A 21,370-nucleotide genomic window follows, 5' to 3' on the forward strand; every position below is an offset into this window, starting at 1 on the left:
CTAGGGTCCGGGCATGGATCGTCGCGCCCTTCTTGCCCTTGCCCCTGCCGCCGTCGGCTTGCTGGCCACAACCGCCAGCGCGAGCCCCACCGGGGGCGGCGGGGCGTCGGCCGCGACCTATGTGCGGTATCCGACCATCACGGCGACCTCGGCACGGCCGGGCGGGCGCCGCGGCGTCATGACGGTCGAGACCGGTGTCGATGTTCCGGACGAGGCCCTGCGTCTGCGCGCAGAACAGTCAGCGCCACGCCTGCGGGCCGCCTATGCCGTCGTGGTTCAGCGCAATGCCAGCCAGCTTTTGCCCGGCGTGCCCCCGAACGTCGACCAGATCTCGCGCGAGCTTCAGGCGGCGACGGACCGGGTTCTGGGCCGGACCGGGGCCCGACTGCTGCTCGGAACCATCATGATCGTCTGACGGCATCGGGACTGGCGCCGCATCGATCCCGCGTGAAAAGTCCGGGTCAACGGGCCTTTGACCGTCTGCAGTTCGGTGTCCGGAAGACCATCATGATCTCCAGTTCCGCCACAGGTGCCTGATCCCGCTGGCTTGGGACCAGCGGGCGCTCAAGCCCCCGCCTTCAGCGCGAACTGCCAGGCGGCGCTCGACAGGGGCTCGACCTGCGCCGCCATCGACCGCGCCTGCGGGCTGGCGGCGGTTCCGTCCCGGACCCGTCCCGCTATGCCCTGGCAGATGGCGGCCAGCCGGAACAGATTGTAAGCGAACAGCCAGTCCAGGTTCTGCGGTGCCCCGGTGCCCGACTTTTCCGCATATCGGGCGACCGTTTCCTCGATCGAGGGAATGCCCAGCGCGTCCAGATCGGCTCCGCCCAGCCCGTTCCTGAGGCTGGCCGGAATGACCCAGCCTATCAGCATGTAGGAGAAATCGGCCATCGGATCGCCAAGCGTCGACAGTTCCCAGTCCAGAACGGCGCGCGCCGCCGGCCCCTGCGGATCGATGATGATGTTGTCCAGGCGGAAATCGCCGTGGACGATCCGCGTCGGGCCGTCGGCGGGCAGGCTGGTGGGCAGAAAATCGATCAGCCGATCCATCGCCGCGATCGGGGCGGTTTCGGAGGCGCGATACTGTTTCGTCCAGCGGCCAACCTGGCGGGCGAAATAGTTTCCGGGCTTGCCATACTCCCCAAGGCCGATGGCGGCCGGATCGAAACGGTGCAGCGCAGCGAGGGTGTCGGTCTGGGCCTCGTAGATCGCGCGCCGTTCGGCCGGTTCAAGCCCAGGCAGTTTCAGGTCCCAGAACACCCGTCCCTCGACCTTGTCCATGACATAGAACATGGATCCGAGGACGGTCTCGTCTGTGCACAGGGCGTGCGGCCGGGCGACCGGGAAGCCCTGGGCGTACAGGGCCGAAATCACCGTGAACTCGCGATCCACGGCGTGGGCCGAGGGCAGCAGCACGCCGGGCGGCTTGCGCCGCAGCACATAGGCCGCTCCGGGCGTGGTCAGTTCATAGGTCGGGTTCGACTGCCCCCCCTTGAACTGGCGAACGGTGAGCGGACCGACGTATCCCGATACGTTCTGTCCCATCCAGCGATCGAGCGCAGCGGCGTCGAGCGCGTACCGGGGGTCGACCTCCCGCGTTCCGGAGAAGGTCGCCTGGGGATCGGCAGCAACGTCTGTCATCAGGAATCCATGGAGGTCTGGGCCTGACATCTTACGCGGATGGATCGCTTGCGGTTAAGTGGCAAGATGACCGACCGCACCGCTTCCTTCGAAGGCGTCCTCGATGCCGCCCGCCAGATCGAGGGCGTTGCCGTCCGCACCCCCCTGATCGAATGTCCGGCACTGAATGAGGCCATGGGCGGCCGGGTCCTGCTGAAGGCCGAGACGCTGCAGGTGGCTGGTGCGTTCAAATTCCGCGGGGCCTACAATCGCATCAGCCGGCTGACGCCCGAGGAGCGGACGCGGGGTGTTGTCGCCTATTCCTCCGGCAATCACGCCCAGGGCGTCGCCGCCGCTGCCCGGATGGTCGGCACAACGGCCGTGATCGTGATGCCGGCCGACAGCCCGGCCATCAAGGTCGCGGGGGTTCGGGCGTTCGGCGGCGAGGTCCGGCTCTATGACCGCTGGACCGAAAGTCGCGAGGGCATCGGCCGCCAGATCGCCGACGAAAAGGGCTCCATCCTCGTCCCCCCGTTCGACGACCCCTTTGTCATCGAGGGTCAGGGGACGTCAGGGCTGGAACTGCTGGACCAGGCCGAGGCCCTCGGGGCCGGGCCGATCGACCAGTTGCTGTGCTGTTGTTCCGGCGGCGGGCTGATGGCCGGGATCAACCTCGTGTTCGAGGCGCGGAGCCCGCAAACCGCCATGTGGGCGGTCGAGCCGATCGCCTTTGACGATACCGCCCGCTCGCTGGCGGCCGGCGAACGGGTCGGCCATCCGGTCGCAGCCCCCTCGATCTGCGATGCGCTGCAGACCCCCGTGCCGGGCGTGCTGACGTTTCCGATCAACCAGCGCGTCCTGTCCGGAGCGTTCGGGATCTCCGATCAGGAGGCCGCTGCGGCCGTCCGCTATGCGTTCCATACCCTGAAGCTGGTGATCGAACCGGGTGGGGCGGCGGCGCTGGCGGCGCTGTTGGCGGGCAAGGTCGAGACCCGGGGCCGGACCACCGCCGTCATCCTGTCGGGTGGCAATATCGATCCCGCCCTGTTCGCCGAAATCATCGAAGACCGCTTTATCGGAGCCACTGCATGACCCGACCCGCCGACCTCGCCGCACTGATCGGCACGGAGATGGGCGTCAGCCGCTGGTTCGAGATCGATCAGGCCCGGATCGACGCCTTTGCCGAGGTGACCGAGGACCGTCAGTTCATCCATGTGGACCCCGAGGCGGCCAAGGCGACGCCTTTCGGCGGAACCATCGCGCACGGGTTCCTGACGCTAAGCCTCGCCTCGGCCATGACCTATGACGCCGTGCCCCCGCTGGACGGGGTGGTGATGGGGGTCAACTATGGCTTCGACAAATTGCGGTTCCTGGCCCCGGTGCCGGTGGGATCAAGGATTCGAGGCCGGTTCAGGCTGCTGTCCGCCGAGGACAAGGGCGGTGGACGCTGGCTGCTCAAGCACGAACTGACGGTCGAGATCGAAGGCTCCGAAAAGCCGGCCCTGATCGCCGAATGGCTGGGGATGCAGATGGTGGGCGGCTGAACCGGCCCTGCCTGCCGAAGGTCAGTTTCCGGCGGCGCTGAGGATTCGACGATCGGTCTTGGCCTGGACCATGACCACCACCGCTTCGCCCTCGGCGATGTCATCGGGCAACGAGAACAGCATCGGCTTGCCGCCCCAGTCCCCGAGCCTGGCGATTTCACGGACCACATTCATGTGCCGCACCGTCTGGCCGCGGTTGTCGCCGCCCTCGACCTCCACCTCCTGGGTGCCCGGGCGATAGACCACGGCCCAGACCTCGGCCCCGCCACGCGGGGCCCGGCCGGACCCGACGCCGACGGCCTCGCCGCTATCGCGGAACTCGATCTGGGGCGGGAAGACCAGCCGCGCGGCCTCCTCGGTCACGGCCGACTGGACCTCGGGCGCGCGGGCACCCGAGACCTGACGCCGGCCGTCGATCACGATCTGGGGGGTGTAGACATTGCGAAGCCGCATCGCCGACCGGTAGGCGCGCTGTCGCTGGGCGAACTCGGGCTTGGCGAAGGTATCGGGCCAGCCCCGATAGTCCCAGTAGTCGACCGCATAGGTCAGGGCGATGACCCCGGGATCGCCGGCCAGGGCCTCGACCACCCGATTGGCCTCCGGGCAGGAACCGCAGCCCTGGGCCGTGAACAGTTCGACCACCACCGGCTCGGTCGGTGTGGCGCGCACAGGAGCCCTCGCACCGGCCGGCTGGGCCGTGGAGCCCACCCCCAGTGTGCTGGCGGCCAGAACCGCGCCGACGATGAACAGTCCCTTCAGCCTCATGGCAGGACTCCTAACGCCGAAGCGTAACCGCCGCCCTTCATTTTCGCGTGAGCGAAGGCACCAATTTTGCGGACCTGCGTCCGTGACAGGGTGGAACGGATCAGGCACAAACCGCCGATGCCTGCTTCGGTCGCCCTCGCCTCTTCCGTTTCTTCCGACGACCTTGCGGCAGCGCGCGAGACCCTGGCCCGGGTCTGGGGCCATGACGATTTTCGCGGGCTCCAGGCCGATGTGGTCAGCGAGATCATGGCCGGGCGCGATGTGCTGGCGGTGCTGCCGACTGGCGGGGGCAAGAGCGTCTGCTACCAGATCCCGGCGATGCTGCGGCCCGGTCTGGGGCTGGTGGTCTCGCCCCTGATTGCCCTGATGACCGACCAGGTCGAGGCCCTGAAGCAGCAGGGCGTGGCGGCGGCCCGGCTCGATTCCGGCGTCTCGATGGACGAGCGGTCCGACATCTGGCGTCAGGCGCGGGCCGGGGAACTGGACCTGCTGTACGTCTCGCCCGAGGGGTTGGCCGCCGGAGCCATGCTGGACCGGCTGGCTGAACTGCCGCTGAGCCTGATCGCCATCGACGAAGCCCACTGCGTCAGCCAGTGGGGGCATGATTTCCGGCCGGACTATCGCAATCTGGGTCGCCTGGCCGAGATGTTCCCGGGTGTTCCCCGGATCGCAGTAACGGCAACGGCCGACGCGCGGACCCGCGACGACATCCTGCGCTCGCTGCGGCTGGAGGGCGCCAGAGTCTTTGTCGACAGCTTCGCCCGGCCCAATCTGCAACTGTCCGCCGTGCGCAAGGAGAACGGCTCGCGCGCCCGGACCGATGCCACGGTGATCGAACTGGTGCGGGCGCGGCGCGGCAAGTCGGGCGTGGTCTATTGCGGATCGCGCGACGGCTGCGAGCGTGTGGCCGATGCCCTGAAGGACGCCGGCACCAATGCCATCGCCTATCACGCCGGGATGGACGCCCGGCAGCGGGACCGGCTGCTGGGGCGGTTCCTGGCCGAGGACGGGGCCGTGATGGTCGCGACGATCGCCTTCGGCATGGGGGTGGACAAGGCCGATGTGCGCTTCGTCATCCATGCAGACCCGCCGGGGTCGCTGGAGGCCTACTGGCAGGAGATCGGCCGGGCCGGACGGGACGGGGAACCGGCCGAAGGCATTACCCTGTACGGACCGTCCGATATCGCCTGGACCCTGAGACGGCTCGAGGGGCGACCGATGGCCGAGGAGGTCAAGGCCGTCCAGACGCGCAAGGCCAGGCAACTGTTCGCCATGCTGGATGGCGCGACCTGTCGGCCCCAGGCCGTGCGCCGCTATTTCGGCGAGGTCAGTGCCGGGCCCTGTGGCGTCTGCGATGTCTGTGCCGATCCGCCGGCCCTGTATGACGCCACGGTCCAGGCCCAGAAGGCGCTGGCAGCGGTGCAGCGGCTGGGCGGTCGATTCGGCCGCACCCGGGTGATCGATCACCTGCTGGGCAAGACGAAGGACGTCCAGCCCTGGGAGAGCGACCTGTCGACCTGGGGCATCGGCAAGGACACCTCGCCCGGTGGGTGGCGCGACATCGTCGACCACCTGTTGTTCGAGGGCCTGCTGCTGGAAGACGCCAACGATGGCAAGCCGTTGGTGGGCCTGGGCGAGGCCGAGGCCGTGCGGGCGGTCTATCGCGGCGAGCGGGCCATTGAGGTGCGCCGTGTCCCGGCCGGCTTCGACGCCGCGACCCGCTCGGGCAATCCGCGCCGCCGGACGCGCGAGGGCAATGCTGCGGTCGAGGCCCTGGACGTCGACGTCCGGGCCCGATTCGAGATGCTGCGGGCCTGGCGGCGCGACCGGGCGGCCGAACAGCATGTCCCGCCCTATGTGATCTTCCAGGACAAGACCCTGCTGGAGATCGCCCAGCGCGAGCCCGGTTCGCTGGAGGCCCTGGCCGACATTTCGGGCGTCGGCCAGTCCAAGATCGATCGCTATGGCAAGGCGGTTCTGGCGGCCCTTCAGGGAGGTTGAGGGGGTGAACCTTTCGTCACTGGCGGGCTTGAGCTAGGCAGGAAAAAGGGAAGCCAAGGAAGCATGCGAATGAAGGTTCTGGTTCTGGGTGGTGACGGCTTCTGTGGCTGGCCGACGGCGCTGCATCTGTCCGCCCGCGGCTGGGACGTGACGGTCGTCGACAATCTGTCGCGGCGAAACATCGACAATGAGCTGGAAGTCCGGTCGCTGACGCCGATCCGCACCATGGGGGAGCGGATCGCTGCCTGGAAATCCATCAGCGGGCGCACGATCGACTTCGTCAACATGACCGTGGGCAAGGAGTTCGATCGCCTGGTCGCCCTGATCCGGGACCTGAAACCGGACAGCGTCGTCCATTTCGCCGAGCAGAGGGCGGCCCCCTATTCGATGAAGTCGGCGCGGCACAAGCTCTACACGGTCGACAACAACATCAATGCGACCCACCACCTGCTGGCGGCGATCGTCGAGAGCGGTCAGGACGTCCATCTGGCGCATCTGGGCACCATGGGGGTCTATGGCTATGGCACCGCCGGGCTGCGCATTCCCGAGGGCTATCTGAAGGTCACGGTCGACACGGACAATGGTCCCGCCGAGCAGGAGATCCTGTTCCCGCCCAATCCGGGCTCGATCTATCACATGACCAAGACCCAGGACGCGCTGCTATTCCAGTTCTATGCCCGAAACGACAGTCTGCGGATCACCGACCTGCACCAGGGCATCGTCTGGGGGACCCAGACCGAGGAGACCCGGCAGGACGAGCGGCTGATCAACCGGTTCGACTATGACGGCGACTATGGCACGGTGCTGAACCGGTTCCTGATGCAGGCCGCTGTCGGCTACCCCCTGACGGTGCACGGAACGGGCGGGCAGACGCGCGCCTTCATCCATATCCAGGACACGGTCCGCTGCGTCGAACTGGCGCTGAACAATCCACCCAGGGCCGGCGAGCGGGTCAAGATCCTGAACCAGATGACCGAAAGCCACCGCGTCCGCGACCTGGCGACCCTGATCGCGGATGTGACCGGGGCCGAAATCGCCCACGTCGCCAATCCGCGCCAGGAAGCCGACGAGAACGAACTGGTCGTCGCCAATGACCAGTTCCGGGACCTGGGCCTGAAGCCGATCACCCTGAAACAGGGGCTGATGGACGAGGTCACCGACATCGCCCGCCGCTATGCCGACCGGGTCGATCCGGCGCGGATCGCCTGTGTGTCCAGCTGGAATGCGCGCCGGGCCGAGGCCGTGGCCGCTGAAGCCGGCACGCAGCCTGCGCCGCCGCGTCCCGAGGCCCGGCCCAAGCCCCGGCTCGTTCGGCCGGCATGACGGAGCGGACGAACACGCCTTCGCTGCTGGTCTTCGGGGGTGGCTATGTCGGGGCGGCGACGGCCCGGGCTGCGATCGCCGGGGGTGGCACAGCCAGCGCCACCTCACGCGATCCCGCCCGTCGCGCAGCCTTGCAGGCCGAGGGAATCACCGCGATCGATCCGGCTGACCGCGACGCCCTGAACGCGGCCGTAAGCGGGGCCACGGCCATACTCATCACGGCCGCGCCCGATGCCGAGGGGTGTCCCGGAGCCCGCGCCCTGATTCCGGCCCTGAGTGCCGCCGAGGCCTGGCCGGACTGGATCGGCTATATTTCCTCGACGGCGGTCTATGGTGATCGCGATGGCGGATGGGTGTTCGAGGGCGATGCCCTGAATGCCGCCAGCGTCGAGGGGGCTCGCCGCGTCCGGGCCGAGTCCCACTGGCTGGATGCCGGTCAGGGCATGGGTCTGACGGTCCAGATCTTTCGCCTGCCGGGCATCTATGGTCCGGGCCGGTCGGCCGTGGACCGGTTGCGCGACGGAACGGCCCGGCTCGTGCGCAAGCCCGGCCAGGTGTTCAACCGCATCCATGTCGACGACATCGTCTCGGGCCTGTTCGCCTCGATGGCCCGGCCCCGGCCCGGCGGGATCTACAACCTGGCCGACGACGCCCCCGCCCCGGCCGACGAAGTGATCGAATGGGCCGCGGTGCGGATGGGCCTGCCCCTGCCGGAGGCCGTGGCCTGGACCGATCCGTCGGTCAGCGTGACGATGCGGCGGTTCTATCTGGACTCCAAGCGCGTCTCCAATGCCCGTGCCAAGGCCGAGCTGGGCTGGCGGCCCGCCTATCCGACCTGGCGCGAGGGGCTGGAGCCGCTGGTCTAGCTGCGGCGCTTGAGGGTCACATAGATGGCCCCGTCGCCGCCGTGGCGGCGGGCTGCTGCGGCAAAACCGGAGACCACGCCCCGAAGCCCCGGTCCCTGCAGCCATTCGTGAACCGAGGCGCGGATAACGCCGGTGCCACCGCGCCTCCCCTGTCCGGTGATGACGAGGACGGCGCGGTAATCGCGGGCCTGTGCGCCCATCAGGAAGGCCGTCAGCGCATCCTGGGCCTGGAAGCGGCCATAGCCATGCAGGTCGATCCGCGCCTCGATCGGATCGCGCTCCCGCGACAGGCGGCGCTGACGCCGGGGCTCAAGAACCTCCGGGATCGAGCGGGATGGGGTCTGGGGCGACGGCGCTGCGGCCCTGGTGAAAGAAGGCGGCACGGAGCCTGGCCGGGGCTTGGCGACGGGGGTCGTTTTCGGGGTCAGGGGCACAGCGGGATCGGCCGGGGTGGCCATGTCGAGCATGACGCGCGGGGCCTTGCGCGATTTCGGTGGGGTGACCGAGCCGGTGACCCGGGCCCAGATGCGACGATCGTCCGGCGAGAGGTCTCGGGGGGGCCGCGCCATTCTCAGCCTTCGACGCCGGGATCCTGGGGTCCGGGCTCCCAGACCAGAAGATCGCCGGGCTGGCAGTCCAGCTCGCGGCACAGGGCGTCCAGGGTGGTGAACCGCACGGCCCGCGCCTTGCCGGTCTTCAGGATCGACAGATTGGCCAGGGTCACGCCCACGCGATCGGCCAGCTCGGTCAGCGACATGCGCCGTTCGAGCAGGATACGGTCAAGCTGGACGCGAATGGCCATGACAGGGTCTCTAGACGGCCAGGCCGCGATCGAAAAGGTCGGGGCATTCGGCCTGACGGCCCCTGCCCGGCGCGCACGGTGAAACCTTCATATCGTCAGCTCGGCCTCATGACGAAGCCGCGCGCCCTCCTTGAAGACCTCGGCCAGGACGAAGACGACGAGAACGGAGAAGATCGGCGTCAGCATTTCGCTGAAGCCAGGATCGGGGATGGAAGGAATCAGGCCCTGGGCGACGGCGACACCGACAGTCACGACCGTCAGGGTCAGTCCGATCTGGCGCAGGCGGCGCACATTCTCGGGCCGGAAGGGGTCGCCCTGGGTCAGGGTCCGGAAGATCTGCCGCAGATTGCGCAGGATCAGCAGGAAGCCGCCAAAATAGGCCGAGGTCGCCCCCAGCCCGAACAGGATCAGGGTCCGGGTGATCGGCACCTCGCGCGCCGCATCGCCGGTGCCCTCGACATAGGTCTGGCCTTCCAGCGGTCCGGTCAGGGGGACGAAGATGGCCGCTACGAAGGCCAGCAGCAAAATGCCGGTGATGAGCATCAGAAGCACATAGGCCACATCCAGCGCGATCTTCAGCAGGCTGGAAACCGATCCGGGTCCAAGCGTGCGAAACAGCGGCACGGTCCGGAAGGGGGCGCTTATCCCGAGGGGCTTCAGGGTCGGGAGGCGCATGGGTCTCTCAGTTCAGGACCGGAAGGGGTCGGGACCGCGCGGGCATCAACGGGTGCCTCACGCAGTCCTATTCATCACCGTCTTAAGGCCCAAGGTCAAAGCTCCGGTTGAGGGGCGGTCGCGATAGTCTCGCTGCGACGCGGTCATCTTCGCCCGGATCATGGGCGACCGCGTCGCGAGCATCGTGCCCTTCAAATCAGAAGCCCTGGACCAGGATGGCGATCAGGGCGGTCGGGAGGGCGGCCAGAAGGGCAGCGTTGACCAGGGTCGTACCAACCTTGTCCATCCACATCGAGGCGTTCATCGTGTTCATCGTCGTTCTCCTGTTTGAGGGTCATTTATTGCCCTCTTGGTTATGGCCGCGATATGAAGATTGCGTTTAACCTGCGATCTCCTGAACGGTGCGACCCCCCGTTCTTGAGTTCATAGATAGGACGTGCTTGTCGCGAAATCACGTTACATATCGTTTAACGATATTAAACTTTTGCAACCAAATGAAACAGCGGTAAGGTAGCGGGATGAAACTCAGGCTGATCAAGGGGATGCGGCTTCTGGCGGCGACCCATAATCCGGGCAAGGCGCGCGAAATCGCCGCCCTCCTGGACGGGCATTTCGATGTCGTGAGCGCCGATTCCGTCGGCCTGCCGGAGCCGGACGAGACGGAAACCACCTTTACCGGCAACGCCATGCTGAAGGCACGCCATGCGGCGGACCGGTCAGGACTCGTATCTCTGGCCGACGATTCCGGGCTGTCGATCGCCGCGCTGGACGGGGCACCGGGCATCTTTTCCGCGCGCTGGGGCGGGCCGGACAAGGATTTCGGCCTCGCCATGAGCAAGGTCGAACAGCGATTGGAAGACATCGGCGCGACCGACCGGCGTGCCTGGTTCACCTCCGCCCTCGCTGTCGCCTGGCCGGACGGTCCCTGTGTGGTCGTCGAGGGTCAGGTCCATGGGTCCGTGACCTTCCCCCCGCGCGGCGATCGTGGCTTCGGCTATGATCCGATCTTCATCCCCGAGGGCGGACGCCTGACCTTTGGCGAGATGGACCCGGTCGAAAAGGACGCCATGAGCCACCGGGCCTGGGCGTTCGAGAAGCTGAAGGCTGCCCTGATTGACTGATCCGGAGGGCCTGGCCCCGGCGGACCCGCTCGATCCCGGCGGAGCGGTCGGGGTCTATGTCCACTGGCCCTATTGCGCGCGCATCTGCCCCTATTGCGACTTCAATGTCGTGCGCGATAGCGGCCGGACGCTTGAGCAGACCGCGCTCATCGAGGCCATCATCGCCGATCTGTATGCTCAGGCGCGGAGGATCGGGCCCAGACCGCTGGCCTCGATCTTTCTGGGCGGGGGAACGCCGTCTCTGATGCCGCCCGAGGCTGTCGCCCGCGTGATTGCGGCCATTCAGGATGCCTTTGTTGTTTCCGGCCCGGTCGAGATCACACTGGAGGCCAATCCGACCGATGCCGAGGCAGCCCATTTCTCGGCCCTGGCTGCGGCCGGGATCAACCGGCTGTCGCTGGGAGTGCAGTCTCTGGACGACGCCGCCCTGAAATTCCTGGGTCGCAATCATGACGGGGCGGAAGCGCGACGGGCCATCAGCCTGGCAGCCCGGTCTTTCACACGACTGTCGATCGATCTGATCTATGCCCGCCCCGACCAGACCGTGGCCGACTGGACGCAGGAACTTGAAGGTGCCGTCGATCTGGGGTTCGAGCACATCTCGCCCTACCAGCTGACCATCAATCCCGGAACGGCCTTCGGTCGCGCCGAAGCCCGAGGCACGCTGGTGCTGCCTGACGAGGACGGGGCCGCCGACCTGTACGAGACGACCCAGGGCGTGCTGGAGCAGGCCGGGTTCGACGCCTATGAGGTGTCCAACCATGCGCGAGGCGTGACGGCTCGCTCGGCGCACAATCTCCACGTCTGGCGCGGCGGCGACTATCTGGGTCTTGGTCCCGGCGCGCATGGGCGCCTGACGCTAGACGGTCACCGGACGGCGACCGTGGGACACCGGGCCATCAGGGACTATGTCGCAGGCGTTGCCGCCGGCACGCCCTGGTCGGAGCAGGAGCCGATGGATGCGACCGGTGCCGCCGAAGAGCGGATTCTGCTGGGCCTCCGTACCGTCGAAGGCGTGGCCAGCACAGTATTCCAGGCCCTGTCTTTGAGCCCCGACGATGGCCCGATGGCCGATCTGATCGATGAGGGCTTTCTGAGACTGGAGAAGGGGCGTGTAGTTGCAACCCCGCGCGGGCGACCGGTGCTGGATGCCGTGCTGGGTCGTCTACTGACCTGAGCGCGCCCGCATCGCAGCCTCAAGCCGGACCCAGTCCCGGCGAAGAACGGCGCGACGGACGGGCGTCAGCAGGACGTGATCCATGACGCGTGACACGGGGCCGCGCCGCATGGCCAAGAGAACCCTTTCACGAACGAAGGTCGGGTCGAAGCCAGCCCACTCTCCGGCAATGGACAGAAGATTGGAACCCAGGGCGGGCAGGACCTCGGTCTCGAGGATCGTCCGCGTCTCGGCCGGCGAGAAGCCGGCATTCATCGCGGTGCGGGCGATCCAGTCAAAGGTCTCCGGCTGGAGTTCCATATCCAGGAACAGATCACTCAGCGCCTGCCAGAGCGGCTCCCGGCGGGCGACGTCCGTCTCGGTCAGGGCTTCCCGGGACCCGGGCACGCGGGTCAGCCCCGGGCGAGGGCCGCGTCCACCGCCGCCTTCTGCATCACGAACAGATCCTGGCAGCCGCCGTGGGCCAGGGCGAACAGGCGGTCGAACTCATCGCGGCTGAAGCCCCGCTTCTCGCCGGTGGCCTGGATCTCGACGATGGTGCCCGAACCGGTCAGGACGAAATTGCTGTCGGCCTCGGCATTGGAGTCTTCCTCATAGTCGAGGTCGAGGACCGGGACGTCATTGAAGACGCCACATGACACCGCCGCCACCTGGTCGAGGATCGGGTCGGCTTTCAGAACGCCCTCGGCCCGCAGATAGCCGAAGGCCGAGGCCATCGCGACCCAGGCGCCGGTGATGGCGGCCGTACGGGTGCCGCCATCGGCCTGGATGACGTCGCAATCCAGCACCACCTGACGCTCGCCCAGGGCCTTCAGATCGACCACGGCGCGGAGCGAGCGGCCGATCAGCCGCTGGATTTCCTGTGTGCGCCCGGTCTGCTTGCCCGCTGCAGCCTCGCGCCGACCGCGTGTATGGGTCGCACGGGGCGGCATGCCGTATTCGGCGGTGACCCAGCCCTGACCCTTGCCACGCATCCAGCCGGGGACATTTTCCTCGACCGAAGCGGTGACCAGCACGCGCGTGTGGCCGAAGGACACAAGGCACGACCCCTCGGCATAGCGATTGATGCCGGTTTCCAGCGTAACGGCGCGGAGCTGTTCTGGGGTACGTTCGGAGGGGCGCATGATATGGTCCTTGGAGGCGGCAGGCGGGCTGCTTATCCTGAAACCATGGCCCTGTCCTCCATCCCGTCCGTATCCCTGCGCGCCGCAACCCTGATGGACGCAGCCCTGCTGGCCGAATGGGACCGTCAGCCGCACGTCATCGCCTGTTCAAGCGACGATCCCGAGACCGAGGTGGCCTTTGGCGGGATCGAATGGGCCGAAGAGATCACGGACTCGGCCCATGACAGTCACTATGTGATCGCCGAAGTGGATAGCCAGCCCGTCGGGGTGATGCAGGTCTGTGATCCCCATACCGAACCGACCCATTACTGGGGCGAGATTGAGCCGGGGCTGAGGGCCATTGACATCTGGATCGGACCGCCTGAATGGCTTGACCGCGGCGTCGGCACGCAGATGATGCGCCAGATGATCGACCGCTGTTTCGCCGAGGCCGGGGTCACCGCCATCGTGATCGACCCGCTCAACACCAATGTCCGTGCGCACCGGTTCTATCGGCGACTGGGCTTCAGGGTCATCGAGCGGCGGATGTTCGAGGACGACGATTGTCTGGTCATGCGGCTGGAGAAGACCGACTGGATCCCCGCGAAATGAGTTTGTTCGCCTCCCCCTCTGCACCCTTGTCCAGCCTCGACCAGCGCGCGCGCGACATCTTCCGCCGCATTGTCGAGACCTATCTGGAAACAGGCGAGCCCGTCGGCTCGCGCACCATTTCCAAGGGCGGAGTCCAGTTGTCGCCGGCCTCGATCCGCAACACGATGCAGGACCTGACCCTGGCCGGGCTGCTGGCGGCACCCCACACCTCGGCGGGGCGCATCCCGACCCATGCGGGTTTGCGGCTGTTCGTCGACGGCTTTCTCGAGATCGGTGACATCGGGACCGAGGAGCGCCGCGAGATCGACGCCCGGCTGGCTGGCAAGGGCCGGGGCTTCGACGAGGCGCTGGATGCCGCATCATCGCTGCTGTCCGGCCTGGCCGGCGGGGCCGGGATCGTGGCCTCGCCGGTCCGGGACGCGGGCGTCAAGCATGTCGAGTTCGTCGCGCTCGGAAATGATCAGGCCTTGGCCGTTCTGGTCGGGGATGATGGCACCGTCGAGAACCGGCTGATGCCGCTATCGGCGGGCGTGACACCCTCGACCCTGCAGGAGGCTTCGAACTTCCTCAATGCCCGGCTGAAGGGCCGCCCCCTGGCCGAGGCTCGCACCGAGATGCGGGCCGAACTGGATGCGGCGCGGCTGCAGTTGGACGCCGCTGCCGCGCGGCTGGTCGAGGACGGGCTGGCGGCCTGGTCCGGCGGACCGGATCGCGAGCGGTCGCTGATCGTCCGGGGCCGAGCCAATCTGCTGCAGAACCACGAGACGGCCGCCGATCTGGAGCTGGTGCGGGTGCTGTTCGACGATCTGGAGCAGAAGGAACAACTCATCGGCCTGCTCGACGGGGTCAACGCCGCCCAGGGCGTGCGCATCTTCATCGGCGCAGAAACACGGTTGTTTTCGTTATCGGGTTCCGCCGTGATCGCGGCGCCCTATATGAACGGTCGACAGCGGGTTCTGGGCGCCATCGGCGTCATAGGCCCCGCGCGACTGAACTATGCCCGCATCATTCCGTTGGTGGACTATACCGCCCGGGTGCTGGGGCGAATGCTGGACGGACAGGACCATTGAGCGACATTCACGATAGAGAACCCACCGACGCCGAGCTGAACGCCGAGGCCGGCCTCGACTCCGATCCCGACGATCTGGCTCCGCTGGATGCCATCATCGCCGAGCGCGACCAGTGGAAGGACCGGGCCTTGCGGGCGACGGCCGAGGCCGAGAACGTGCGCCGCCGCACCGAAACCCAGATGAACGACACGCGGGCCTTTGCCATCCAGCGGTTCGCGAAGGACCTGCTGGGCGTGGCCGACAATCTGGAAAGGGCCATTCAGGCCGCCCCCAAGGACGCCGATGGCGCAGCCGCGGGCCTGATCACCGGTCTGGAAATGACCCAGGGGTCGCTGCTCCGCGCCTTCGAGTCCAATGGACTGAAGCGGGTCGCCCCTGAGGCGGGCGAGACCTTCGATCCGCACCTGCATCAGGCCATGATGGAACAGCCGTCGGACACGGTTCCGGGCGGCAGCGTGCTCCAGACCATGCAGGCGGGCTATGAGCTGTTCGGGCGGACCGTCCGGCCAGCCATGGTCATCGTGGCCGCCAAGGGCTCGGGTGCACAGGCCGCCGGTCAGGCCTATGCGACGCCGGATGCCGCCAATGGTGGAGCCTACGACAGCAAGGCCTGAGGCCAGGCCTGTCCGATTATCCGAAGGACCCGGTCGCCACGGCGGCCGGGTCTTTTCATGTCCGGATCAGGCCGCGCGCCGGATTCCGCCCATCAGGATCGACAGGAGGGTGCCCAGCGTCGCCGGCAGATCGGCCCGCGAGACCACGCGATCGACCATGCCCTTTTCCTGAAGGTACTCGGCCCGCTGGAAGCCCGGCGGAAGCTTCTCGCGGATCGTGGTCTCGATCACGCGTGGCCCGGCAAAACCGATCAGGGCCCCCGGCTCGGCCAGGTGGATGTCGCCGAGCATGGCATAGCTGGCGGTCACCCCGCCCGTGGTCGGATCGGTCAGGACCACGACATAGGGCAGTTGTGCCCGTTTCAGTTCCTGGATGGCCAGGGTGGTGCGGGCCATCTGCATAAGGCTGAGCGCACCCTCCTGCATGCGGGCCCCTCCGGCTGCGGTGAAGCAGACCAGCGGAACGCCACGGGCGATGGCCTCGCGGGCCGCCTTCACGAAGGCTTCGCCGGCGGCCATGCCCAGCGAACCGCCCATGAAGCTGAAGTCCTGAACGATCACCACCGCCGCGGTGCCGCCCACATGACCATAGCCGATGGCCATGGTGTCCTTGCGCCCCGCCGCCTTGCGCGCCTGGGCCAGCCGTTCACGATAGGGCTTGCCGTCCGAGAATTTCAGCGGGTCCTCAGGCACGTCCGGCGTATCGATGGGCTCATACGCACTGCCGTCGAAGGTATACCCCAGCCGCTGGGGTGCGTTGATCCGCATGTGGCGGCCCGAGGGCGTGACCCACAGTGCCGTCTCGAGATCCGGGCGGTACAGCATCTCGCCGCTGTCGGGATCCTTGACCCACAGATTGTCGGGCGTGTCGCGACGGCTGACGATCTTGCGGACCCCGGGCGCAAAGCGGCTGAGCCAGCCACCCCGGCGTTCCTGGGGCTTGTCCGGAGTAGGTTTGTTCTTGTCGACCATGGCGACGCTCTAGACGGTTTCGGTGACCCGTGCACCCCGTACGGCATCGCCGAGTGCCTGGACCCGGGCCAGAACAGCGGTGACCGGCGAGGTCCCGGCCTCGAGCGCAGCGGCGACTTCGTCGACCAGAACCGACCCGGCAACGACCGCATCGGCGACCCGGGCGATCTCTGCGGCCCGTTCCGGCGTCTTGACGCCAAAGCCCACTGCGACCGGCAGGCCGGAGGCCTTGCGAACCCGCTCGACCGCCGGAGCGACCGAAGCCGACTGAGCCTCCTTGACCCCGGTCACACCCGCGACCGAGACGTAGTAGACAAAGCCCGAGGTCCGGCGCGCGATCAGCTCCAGCCGCGCATCGTCCGACGTCGGCGTCGCCAGCCGAATCAGCGAGACCTCGGCGGCATCGAGCGCGTCGGTCAGGGGATCGGCTTCCTCTGGCGGGCAGTCGACCACGATCACCCCGTCCACGCCCGCCGCTGCAGCGTCACGGGCGAAGGCCTCATGGCCATAGGACTCGATCGGATTCAGATAGCCCATCAGGATCAGGGGCGTGTCGGCATCGCCGTCGCGGAACGCGCGCGCGAGGTCCAGCGTGCCCTTCAACGTCAGACCGGCCTTGAGGCCACGAAGGGCCGCGCGCTGGATCGGCGGGCCCTCGGCCATCGGGTCGCTGAACGGAAAGCCCAGCTCGATGATGTCGGCCCCGGCGGCCGGCAGGCCTCGCAAAATCTCCAGCGCCTGGTCGCGCGTGGGGTCACCGGCCATGACATAGGCCACGAAGCCGGCCCGGCCCTCGGCCTTCAGGCTGGCGAAGCGGGCGTCGATACGGGCGGTGGTCATGGCGTCGGCGTCGCCGCAGCGCCTGCCGCAGCACAGACATTGCCCGGGATGGTGGCGAAGCCGAGATAGCCCGCCGCTTCCGGACCGGCCGGACGCGCGGTGTCATAGAAGGCCACCATCTGCAGGCCATCACAGCCCCCGCCCTCGCGGCGCTTGACGAAGACCACGCGGTTTTCCTCGCCAGCCGCCGCGAGCCAGCCCTGGCTTCGGAAATGTTCGCTGTAGGTGTCGGCCAGGGTCCCGATCCCGGCGAGGGGCGCGGTCAGGCAGTAGGCGCGGCCGGCCATCTGGTACAGGTTTCCGCAGTCAGTCGAGACCTGGGCATTGCCGAGGACCGGAATGTCCATTGGCGCGGGCACGTCGGGCTGCGTCGTCGGTGTCTGGCCCGCCAGGGCCGAGCCCGCCAGCAGGGTCGTGGCCGTCATGGCCAACAGGATGGTCCGGATCAAAGTTCGACTCCCAGATGCTGCGCCACGGCGAAGATATCCTTGTCGCCCCGTCCGCACATGTTCAGCACGACGTCGCCGCCCTTGCCGACCTCATGGGCGATCTCGCCGATGCGGGCCAGGGCATGGCTGGGCTCCAGCGCCGGAATGATCCCCTCCAGCTTCGAGCACAGCTGAAACGCCTCCAGAGCCTCGGCATCGGTCGCGGCGCGATATTCAGCCCGGCCAAGGTCCTTCAGCCAGGCGTGTTCCGGTCCGATACCCGGATAGTCCAGGCCGGCCGAGATCGAATGGCCCTCCAGGATCTGGCCGTCGTCGTCCTGAAGCAGATAGGTGCGGTTGCCATGCAGCACGCCCGGGCGGCCACCCTGCAGAGAGGCCGCGTGATCCGGGCCGTCCAGCCCGCGCCCGGCCGCCTCGATGCCGATCAGACGTACGCCCGCGTCCTCGATGAAGGGGTGGAACAGGCCGATGGCATTGGATCCGCCGCCGATCGCCGCGACGCAGGCGTCGGGCAGCTTTTCGCGACGGGCCAGCATCTGCACCCGGGTCTCGCGCCCGATCACGCTCTGGAAGTCGCGCACCATGGCCGGATAGGGATGGGGTCCGGCCGCCGTGCCGATCAGGTAATAGGTGTCCTCGACATTGGTGACCCAGTCCCGCATCGCCTCGTTCATGGCGTCCTTCAGGGTGCCACGCCCGCTGGTGACCGGGATGACCTCGGCGCCCAGCAGCTTCATCCTGAACACATTCGGCGACTGCCGCTGGACGTCCGCTGCACCCATGTAGACGACGCACTGGAGGCCGAAGCGGGCGCAGACGGTCGCCGTCGCCACGCCATGCTGACCGGCCCCGGTCTCGGCGATGATGCGCTTCTTGCCCATCCGCATGGCCAGCAGGATCTGGCCCATGCAGTTGTTGATCTTGTGCGCGCCGGTATGGTTCAGCTCGTCGCGCTTGAACCAGATATTGGCCGCCTCGTAGTGATCGGTCAGACGCTGGGCGAGATACAGCGGGCTGGGACGCCCCACATAGTGGGTCAGGTAATCGTCCAGTTCGGCCTGGAACGTCGGATCGGCCTTGCAGGCCTCATAGGCCTGGTTCAGCTCCAGCACGAGCGGCATCAGGGTCTCGGCGACGAACCGGCCCCCATAGGGGCCGAACCGGCCCTCGACGTCGGGCATGGCGTACTGGTTGGGGATGATGGCGTTCACGGGCAAAGGTCTCGCAAGCGGCGAAGGCGGAAATGCGTCCCGTCACATGGCCTGCAGGAACGCCGCGATCCGGGCGCTGTCCTTAACACCCGGCGCGCTTTCGACGCCAGAGGACACATCCAGCATCGGTGCGCCGCTGATCGCCGCAGCCCGGGCCGCGTTGTCGGGATTGAGGCCTCCGGCGAGGAACCAGGGGTTCCGGTAGCGGCGACCCTGCATCATGGCCCAGTCGAAACTGGCACCCACCCCGCCCGGGAGGTCAGAGCCCTCCGGCGGTCGGGCATCGAACATCAGGTTGTCGGCCACGTCCTCCCAGACGTCCGCCGCTGCAAGATCGTCCGGCGTCGAGACCGGCAGCGCCTTGATGATCCCCGCCCCTGTCAGTCGCCGGATCTCGATCGCCCGCTCGGGCGTCTCGCGACCGTGCAGCTGGATCAGGTCCGGTTTCAGGATCAGCGCGATCTCCGTCAGAAGCGCATCGTCCGCATCCACCGTCACCGCCACGATCCCCGCCCGGCCCCGCGCGCGTTCGAACAGGGTCGCGGCATGCAGCGGATCGATGTGGCGCGGGCTTTTGGAGAAGACCACCGCCCCGACAAAGGCCGCGCCATGTTCAAGCGCGGTGTCGAGGGTCTCCGGTGTGGTCAGGCCGCAGATTTTGGCCACGGTCATAGGTAGATCTCCACGCCCGCAGCCCGCGCAGTCCGCGTCTGACCAAGGTCGAATGTAGCCAGCGCCGCGCCAAGCCTCTGGGCGACGATGACATGCAGCGCATCAGGCGCACGGATCATTCCGTCCGTGATCACAAGCTGTCGTGTCCGGCGATGATCTTCAGCTGTCAGGGTCACCGTTCCGCCCAGTCTGGCAATGACGGCATTGAAGGACGCTTCGACGAAGCCCGTCTGACTGGTGTCGAGGTCCCCTCTCCGGGCCTTGATGCGAATGGCAGCACTGAATTCTGCGGCAGCCCAGTCGCTGATGATCCAGGACTCAGGGCGACCGAGCAATCGCGCGGCGTCGTCCGAGCGCGGCTCATCCGTCAGGGCTGCAACAAGGACGCTGGTGTCAAGGGAGACGATCAATACCGGTCGTCGTCCCGCATGGCACGGACGGTATCGACCCGTCCGGACGTCCCGGTCCTCGCGGCCTGACGCACGCTGTCCAGCCAGTCGAGATCGATCGCGAACGGCGCGGCGGCGTCCGTCAACTGCACGGGAACGATCCGGGCGACCGGCTTTCCGCGTCGTGTGATCGTCACCGTCTCGCCGTCCAGCATTCGGTCGATCAAACGCGGAAGCTGGTCCTTTGCGGTTGCTACCGAATAGTCGCTCATGAGATCAAAATAGCCATCCAGATGGCCATCGTCAATCAATCCACGGCATACAGGTCGGCATCAGGGTCCGCCTGTCCGCGGATCGCCGCAGAGACAATCTGGGAGGCGATCATCGAATAGGTGATGCCATTGCCGCCAAAGCCCATCACCGCAAAGGCGTGTTCCATGTCCGGGACGGGTGCGATGGAGGGCAGGCCCGTCGCGCTTTCTCCAAACGCGCCCGCCCAGGTGTAATCGATCTCGAATGTCATGCCGGGGACCAGGTCCTTGAGCCGCGCGGCAATGGTCGCAGATTTCCGCTTCAGGCGCGCGGGATCCTCGTGTGCTGCCGGATCGTCCTCGTCCTCGCCCCCCACGATGAGGCGACCCTCCTGGCAGGTCCTGAAATACAGGTACGGGTCCGACGCCTCCCAGACCAGCAGGTCCTCCAGCCAGGCGGGGTAGCGCGCATCGGGTTTCGAGGCCAGGGCCCATGTCGAGATGATACTGGCCCCCGGCGTCGGAACCCCTTGCGGAAACTCGTAGCCACAGCAGAAGACCACCGTCCGCGCACGCACTGCGTGGCCGGCATCGGTCAGCAGGGTGACGCCGTCGGGATCACTGGCCGCCTGGGTGACCTCGACCGGCGAATAGACAATCGCACCATCGGACGCGGCCCTCCGCAGCAGGCCTGCCGCGAGCCGGGCCGGATCGGCACTGGCAGAGCCCCGGGAGACGATGGCTCCGGTCCGGTCCAGTCCGAACCGGTCGCCGAGTTCCGCCCGCCCGACGAAAACGCTCTCCAGCCCCATCGCCGAGCGCGCCTCGGCCTCGGCTTCCAGGGCCCTCCAGCCATAGGCATCGCCCGCCAGATAGAGGCTGCCCTTGTCCTTGAGGCCGCAGCGGATGCCATCTTCGGCCACCAGCCGCTTGAGGGCGTCGACGGCCGACCGCGACCGCGCATAAGCCCGCCGCGCGTCGGTCTCACCGATCTTTCCTGCCAGCGCCGTCAGCGGCAGATCGATTTCCCACTGCAGCATGGCGGTCGAGGCGACCGTCGAGCCCATCAGGGGCGGTCGGCGATCCAGCACGGCCACGGACTGGTCCCGGCTCAGTTCGCGCGCCATGAAGGCCCCGCTGATGCCCGCGCCCACGATGGCGACATCGACCGATATCGCCTGCGTCAGGGGTCGGGTCGGCACGCCGATCCCGGAGCTGTCGGCCCACAGGGATCGACCGGTCCGAAGATCACGCTGGATTGTGGCTGCCATCTGAGACTCCGTGAAGCGGAGC

The 21,370-nt window shown here is 67.5% G+C and carries 26 protein-coding genes; 11 read left to right on the forward strand and 15 right to left on the reverse strand.

All coding sequences use genetic code 11. The features are described from left to right. Positions 1 to 13: 13 nt before the first annotated feature. Positions 14 to 415, forward strand: a complete 402-nt coding sequence (locus GGR13_RS03310; protein WP_183212015.1) for a Tat pathway signal protein — start codon at positions 14 to 16, stop codon at positions 413 to 415. A gap of 149 nt (positions 416 to 564) precedes the next feature. On the opposite strand, the gene GGR13_RS03315 is transcribed toward GGR13_RS03310, so the two are convergent. Further along, positions 565 to 1,641, reverse strand: coding sequence for a phosphotransferase family protein (locus tag GGR13_RS03315; protein WP_183212016.1), 1,077 nt, complete (start codon positions 1,639 to 1,641; stop codon positions 565 to 567). A 66-nt stretch (positions 1,642 to 1,707) separates the two neighbouring features. Between GGR13_RS03315 and GGR13_RS03320 the strand changes: the two genes are divergently transcribed. Beyond that, the gene (locus tag GGR13_RS03320; RefSeq protein ID WP_183212017.1) at positions 1,708 to 2,712 is read left to right on the forward strand and encodes a threonine ammonia-lyase; all 1,005 of its coding nucleotides are present in this window, start codon (positions 1,708 to 1,710) and stop codon (positions 2,710 to 2,712) included. Beyond that, the gene (locus GGR13_RS03325; protein WP_183212018.1) at positions 2,709 to 3,164 is read left to right on the forward strand and encodes a MaoC family dehydratase; all 456 of its coding nucleotides are present in this window, start codon (positions 2,709 to 2,711) and stop codon (positions 3,162 to 3,164) included. The genes GGR13_RS03320 and GGR13_RS03325 overlap by 4 nt, the downstream gene beginning before the upstream one ends. 21 nt (positions 3,165 to 3,185) lie before the next feature. Here the strand turns inward: GGR13_RS03325 and GGR13_RS03330 are convergent, their stop codons facing one another. Further along, positions 3,186 to 3,929, reverse strand: coding sequence for a DUF1223 domain-containing protein (locus GGR13_RS03330; protein WP_183212019.1), 744 nt, complete (start codon positions 3,927 to 3,929; stop codon positions 3,186 to 3,188). Between the two features lie 117 nt (positions 3,930 to 4,046). Between GGR13_RS03330 and recQ the strand changes: the two genes are divergently transcribed. The 3 genes from recQ (at position 4,047) to GGR13_RS03345 (ending at position 8,119) form a co-directional block, all read left to right on the forward strand. Then, positions 4,047 to 5,930, forward strand: a complete 1,884-nt coding sequence (gene recQ / locus GGR13_RS03335) for a DNA helicase RecQ (RefSeq protein ID WP_183212020.1) — start codon at positions 4,047 to 4,049, stop codon at positions 5,928 to 5,930. Between the two features lie 69 nt (positions 5,931 to 5,999). Then, complete coding sequence (locus GGR13_RS03340) at positions 6,000 to 7,253, forward strand: NAD-dependent epimerase/dehydratase family protein (protein ID WP_183212021.1); 1,254 nt, start codon at positions 6,000 to 6,002, stop codon at positions 7,251 to 7,253. After that, a complete protein-coding gene (locus GGR13_RS03345; protein WP_183212022.1) occupies positions 7,250 to 8,119 on the forward strand; it encodes an NAD-dependent epimerase/dehydratase family protein in 870 nt (289 codons plus the stop codon). Before GGR13_RS03340 ends, GGR13_RS03345 begins: the two co-directional genes overlap by 4 nt. On the opposite strand, the gene GGR13_RS03350 is transcribed toward GGR13_RS03345, so the two are convergent. From GGR13_RS03350 to GGR13_RS03360, 3 genes are all read right to left on the reverse strand, one after another. Then, positions 8,116 to 8,688 carry a Smr/MutS family protein gene (locus GGR13_RS03350; protein ID WP_183212023.1) on the reverse strand — a complete coding sequence of 191 codons (573 nt, stop codon included), beginning with the start codon at positions 8,686 to 8,688 and terminating at the stop codon, positions 8,116 to 8,118. The two genes, GGR13_RS03345 and GGR13_RS03350, sit on opposite strands and share 4 nt — an antisense overlap. Positions 8,689 to 8,690: 2 nt before the next feature. Next, entirely contained in the window at positions 8,691 to 8,921 is a 231-nt protein-coding gene (locus GGR13_RS03355) for a helix-turn-helix domain-containing protein (protein WP_183212024.1), read from the reverse strand. Between the two features lie 87 nt (positions 8,922 to 9,008). After that, positions 9,009 to 9,596 carry a DUF2975 domain-containing protein gene (locus GGR13_RS03360; RefSeq protein WP_183212025.1) on the reverse strand — a complete coding sequence of 196 codons (588 nt, stop codon included), beginning with the start codon at positions 9,594 to 9,596 and terminating at the stop codon, positions 9,009 to 9,011. A gap of 518 nt (positions 9,597 to 10,114) precedes the next feature. Here GGR13_RS03360 and rdgB point away from each other — a divergent pair. Together rdgB and hemW are read left to right on the forward strand one after the other, a co-directional pair. Next, positions 10,115 to 10,717 (forward strand): RdgB/HAM1 family non-canonical purine NTP pyrophosphatase, encoded by a 603-nt coding sequence (gene rdgB, locus GGR13_RS03365; RefSeq protein ID WP_183212026.1) that lies wholly within the window; start codon positions 10,115 to 10,117, stop codon positions 10,715 to 10,717. Beyond that, complete coding sequence (hemW, locus tag GGR13_RS03370; protein ID WP_246347648.1) at positions 10,710 to 11,894, forward strand: radical SAM family heme chaperone HemW; 1,185 nt, start codon at positions 10,710 to 10,712, stop codon at positions 11,892 to 11,894. The genes rdgB and hemW overlap by 8 nt, the downstream gene beginning before the upstream one ends. Here hemW and GGR13_RS03375 read toward each other — a convergent pair. Beyond that, positions 11,883 to 12,281 carry a DUF7079 family protein gene (locus tag GGR13_RS03375; RefSeq protein ID WP_183212027.1) on the reverse strand — a complete coding sequence of 133 codons (399 nt, stop codon included), beginning with the start codon at positions 12,279 to 12,281 and terminating at the stop codon, positions 11,883 to 11,885. The genes hemW and GGR13_RS03375 overlap by 12 nt on opposite strands. Before the next feature lie 5 nt (positions 12,282 to 12,286). Further along, positions 12,287 to 13,018 carry a ribonuclease PH gene (rph, locus tag GGR13_RS03380; RefSeq protein ID WP_183212028.1) on the reverse strand — a complete coding sequence of 244 codons (732 nt, stop codon included), beginning with the start codon at positions 13,016 to 13,018 and terminating at the stop codon, positions 12,287 to 12,289. A 45-nt stretch (positions 13,019 to 13,063) separates the two neighbouring features. On the opposite strand from rph, the gene GGR13_RS03385 reads away from it, so the two are divergent. From GGR13_RS03385 to grpE, 3 genes are read left to right on the forward strand one after another with little or no spacing between them, the layout of a single operon-like run. Then, positions 13,064 to 13,609 carry a GNAT family N-acetyltransferase gene (locus GGR13_RS03385; RefSeq protein WP_183212029.1) on the forward strand — a complete coding sequence of 182 codons (546 nt, stop codon included), beginning with the start codon at positions 13,064 to 13,066 and terminating at the stop codon, positions 13,607 to 13,609. Further along, positions 13,606 to 14,679 carry a heat-inducible transcriptional repressor HrcA gene (hrcA, locus tag GGR13_RS03390; RefSeq protein WP_183212030.1) on the forward strand — a complete coding sequence of 358 codons (1,074 nt, stop codon included), beginning with the start codon at positions 13,606 to 13,608 and terminating at the stop codon, positions 14,677 to 14,679. The genes GGR13_RS03385 and hrcA overlap by 4 nt, the downstream gene beginning before the upstream one ends. After that, positions 14,676 to 15,293 carry a nucleotide exchange factor GrpE gene (gene grpE / locus GGR13_RS03395; RefSeq protein WP_281380534.1) on the forward strand — a complete coding sequence of 206 codons (618 nt, stop codon included), beginning with the start codon at positions 14,676 to 14,678 and terminating at the stop codon, positions 15,291 to 15,293. The genes hrcA and grpE overlap by 4 nt, the downstream gene beginning before the upstream one ends. 66 nt (positions 15,294 to 15,359) lie before the next feature. Here grpE and GGR13_RS03400 read toward each other — a convergent pair whose 3' ends face one another. The 8 genes from GGR13_RS03400 to GGR13_RS03435 form a co-directional block, all read right to left on the reverse strand. Beyond that, positions 15,360 to 16,265 carry an acetyl-CoA carboxylase carboxyltransferase subunit beta gene (locus GGR13_RS03400; RefSeq protein ID WP_183212031.1) on the reverse strand — a complete coding sequence of 302 codons (906 nt, stop codon included), beginning with the start codon at positions 16,263 to 16,265 and terminating at the stop codon, positions 15,360 to 15,362. A gap of 9 nt (positions 16,266 to 16,274) precedes the next feature. After that, positions 16,275 to 17,105 (reverse strand): tryptophan synthase subunit alpha, encoded by an 831-nt coding sequence (trpA, locus tag GGR13_RS03405; RefSeq protein ID WP_183212032.1) that lies wholly within the window; start codon positions 17,103 to 17,105, stop codon positions 16,275 to 16,277. Continuing rightward, positions 17,102 to 17,554: a hypothetical protein gene (locus GGR13_RS03410; protein WP_183212033.1), complete on the reverse strand. Its 453-nt coding sequence runs from the start codon at positions 17,552 to 17,554 to the stop codon at positions 17,102 to 17,104. The genes trpA and GGR13_RS03410 overlap by 4 nt, the downstream gene beginning before the upstream one ends. Beyond that, positions 17,551 to 18,735 carry a tryptophan synthase subunit beta gene (gene trpB, locus GGR13_RS03415; protein WP_221230427.1) on the reverse strand — a complete coding sequence of 395 codons (1,185 nt, stop codon included), beginning with the start codon at positions 18,733 to 18,735 and terminating at the stop codon, positions 17,551 to 17,553. The genes GGR13_RS03410 and trpB overlap by 4 nt, the downstream gene beginning before the upstream one ends. Before the next feature lie 72 nt (positions 18,736 to 18,807). Beyond that, the gene (locus GGR13_RS03420; protein ID WP_183212035.1) at positions 18,808 to 19,437 is read right to left on the reverse strand and encodes a phosphoribosylanthranilate isomerase; all 630 of its coding nucleotides are present in this window, start codon (positions 19,435 to 19,437) and stop codon (positions 18,808 to 18,810) included. Then, complete coding sequence (locus GGR13_RS03425) at positions 19,434 to 19,847, reverse strand: type II toxin-antitoxin system VapC family toxin (protein ID WP_183212036.1); 414 nt, start codon at positions 19,845 to 19,847, stop codon at positions 19,434 to 19,436. Before GGR13_RS03425 ends, GGR13_RS03420 begins: the two co-directional genes overlap by 4 nt. Continuing rightward, entirely contained in the window at positions 19,844 to 20,137 is a 294-nt protein-coding gene (locus GGR13_RS03430; protein ID WP_221230379.1) for a type II toxin-antitoxin system Phd/YefM family antitoxin, read from the reverse strand. Before GGR13_RS03430 ends, GGR13_RS03425 begins: the two co-directional genes overlap by 4 nt. Then, the gene (locus tag GGR13_RS03435) at positions 20,134 to 21,348 is read right to left on the reverse strand and encodes an NAD(P)/FAD-dependent oxidoreductase (RefSeq protein ID WP_183212037.1); all 1,215 of its coding nucleotides are present in this window, start codon (positions 21,346 to 21,348) and stop codon (positions 20,134 to 20,136) included. Before GGR13_RS03435 ends, GGR13_RS03430 begins: the two co-directional genes overlap by 4 nt. Positions 21,349 to 21,370: the final 22 nt, after the last annotated feature.

Origin of the sequence: Brevundimonas variabilis, assembly GCF_014199945.1 — a bacterium.
Lineage (GTDB): Bacteria > Pseudomonadota > Alphaproteobacteria > Caulobacterales > Caulobacteraceae > Brevundimonas > Brevundimonas variabilis.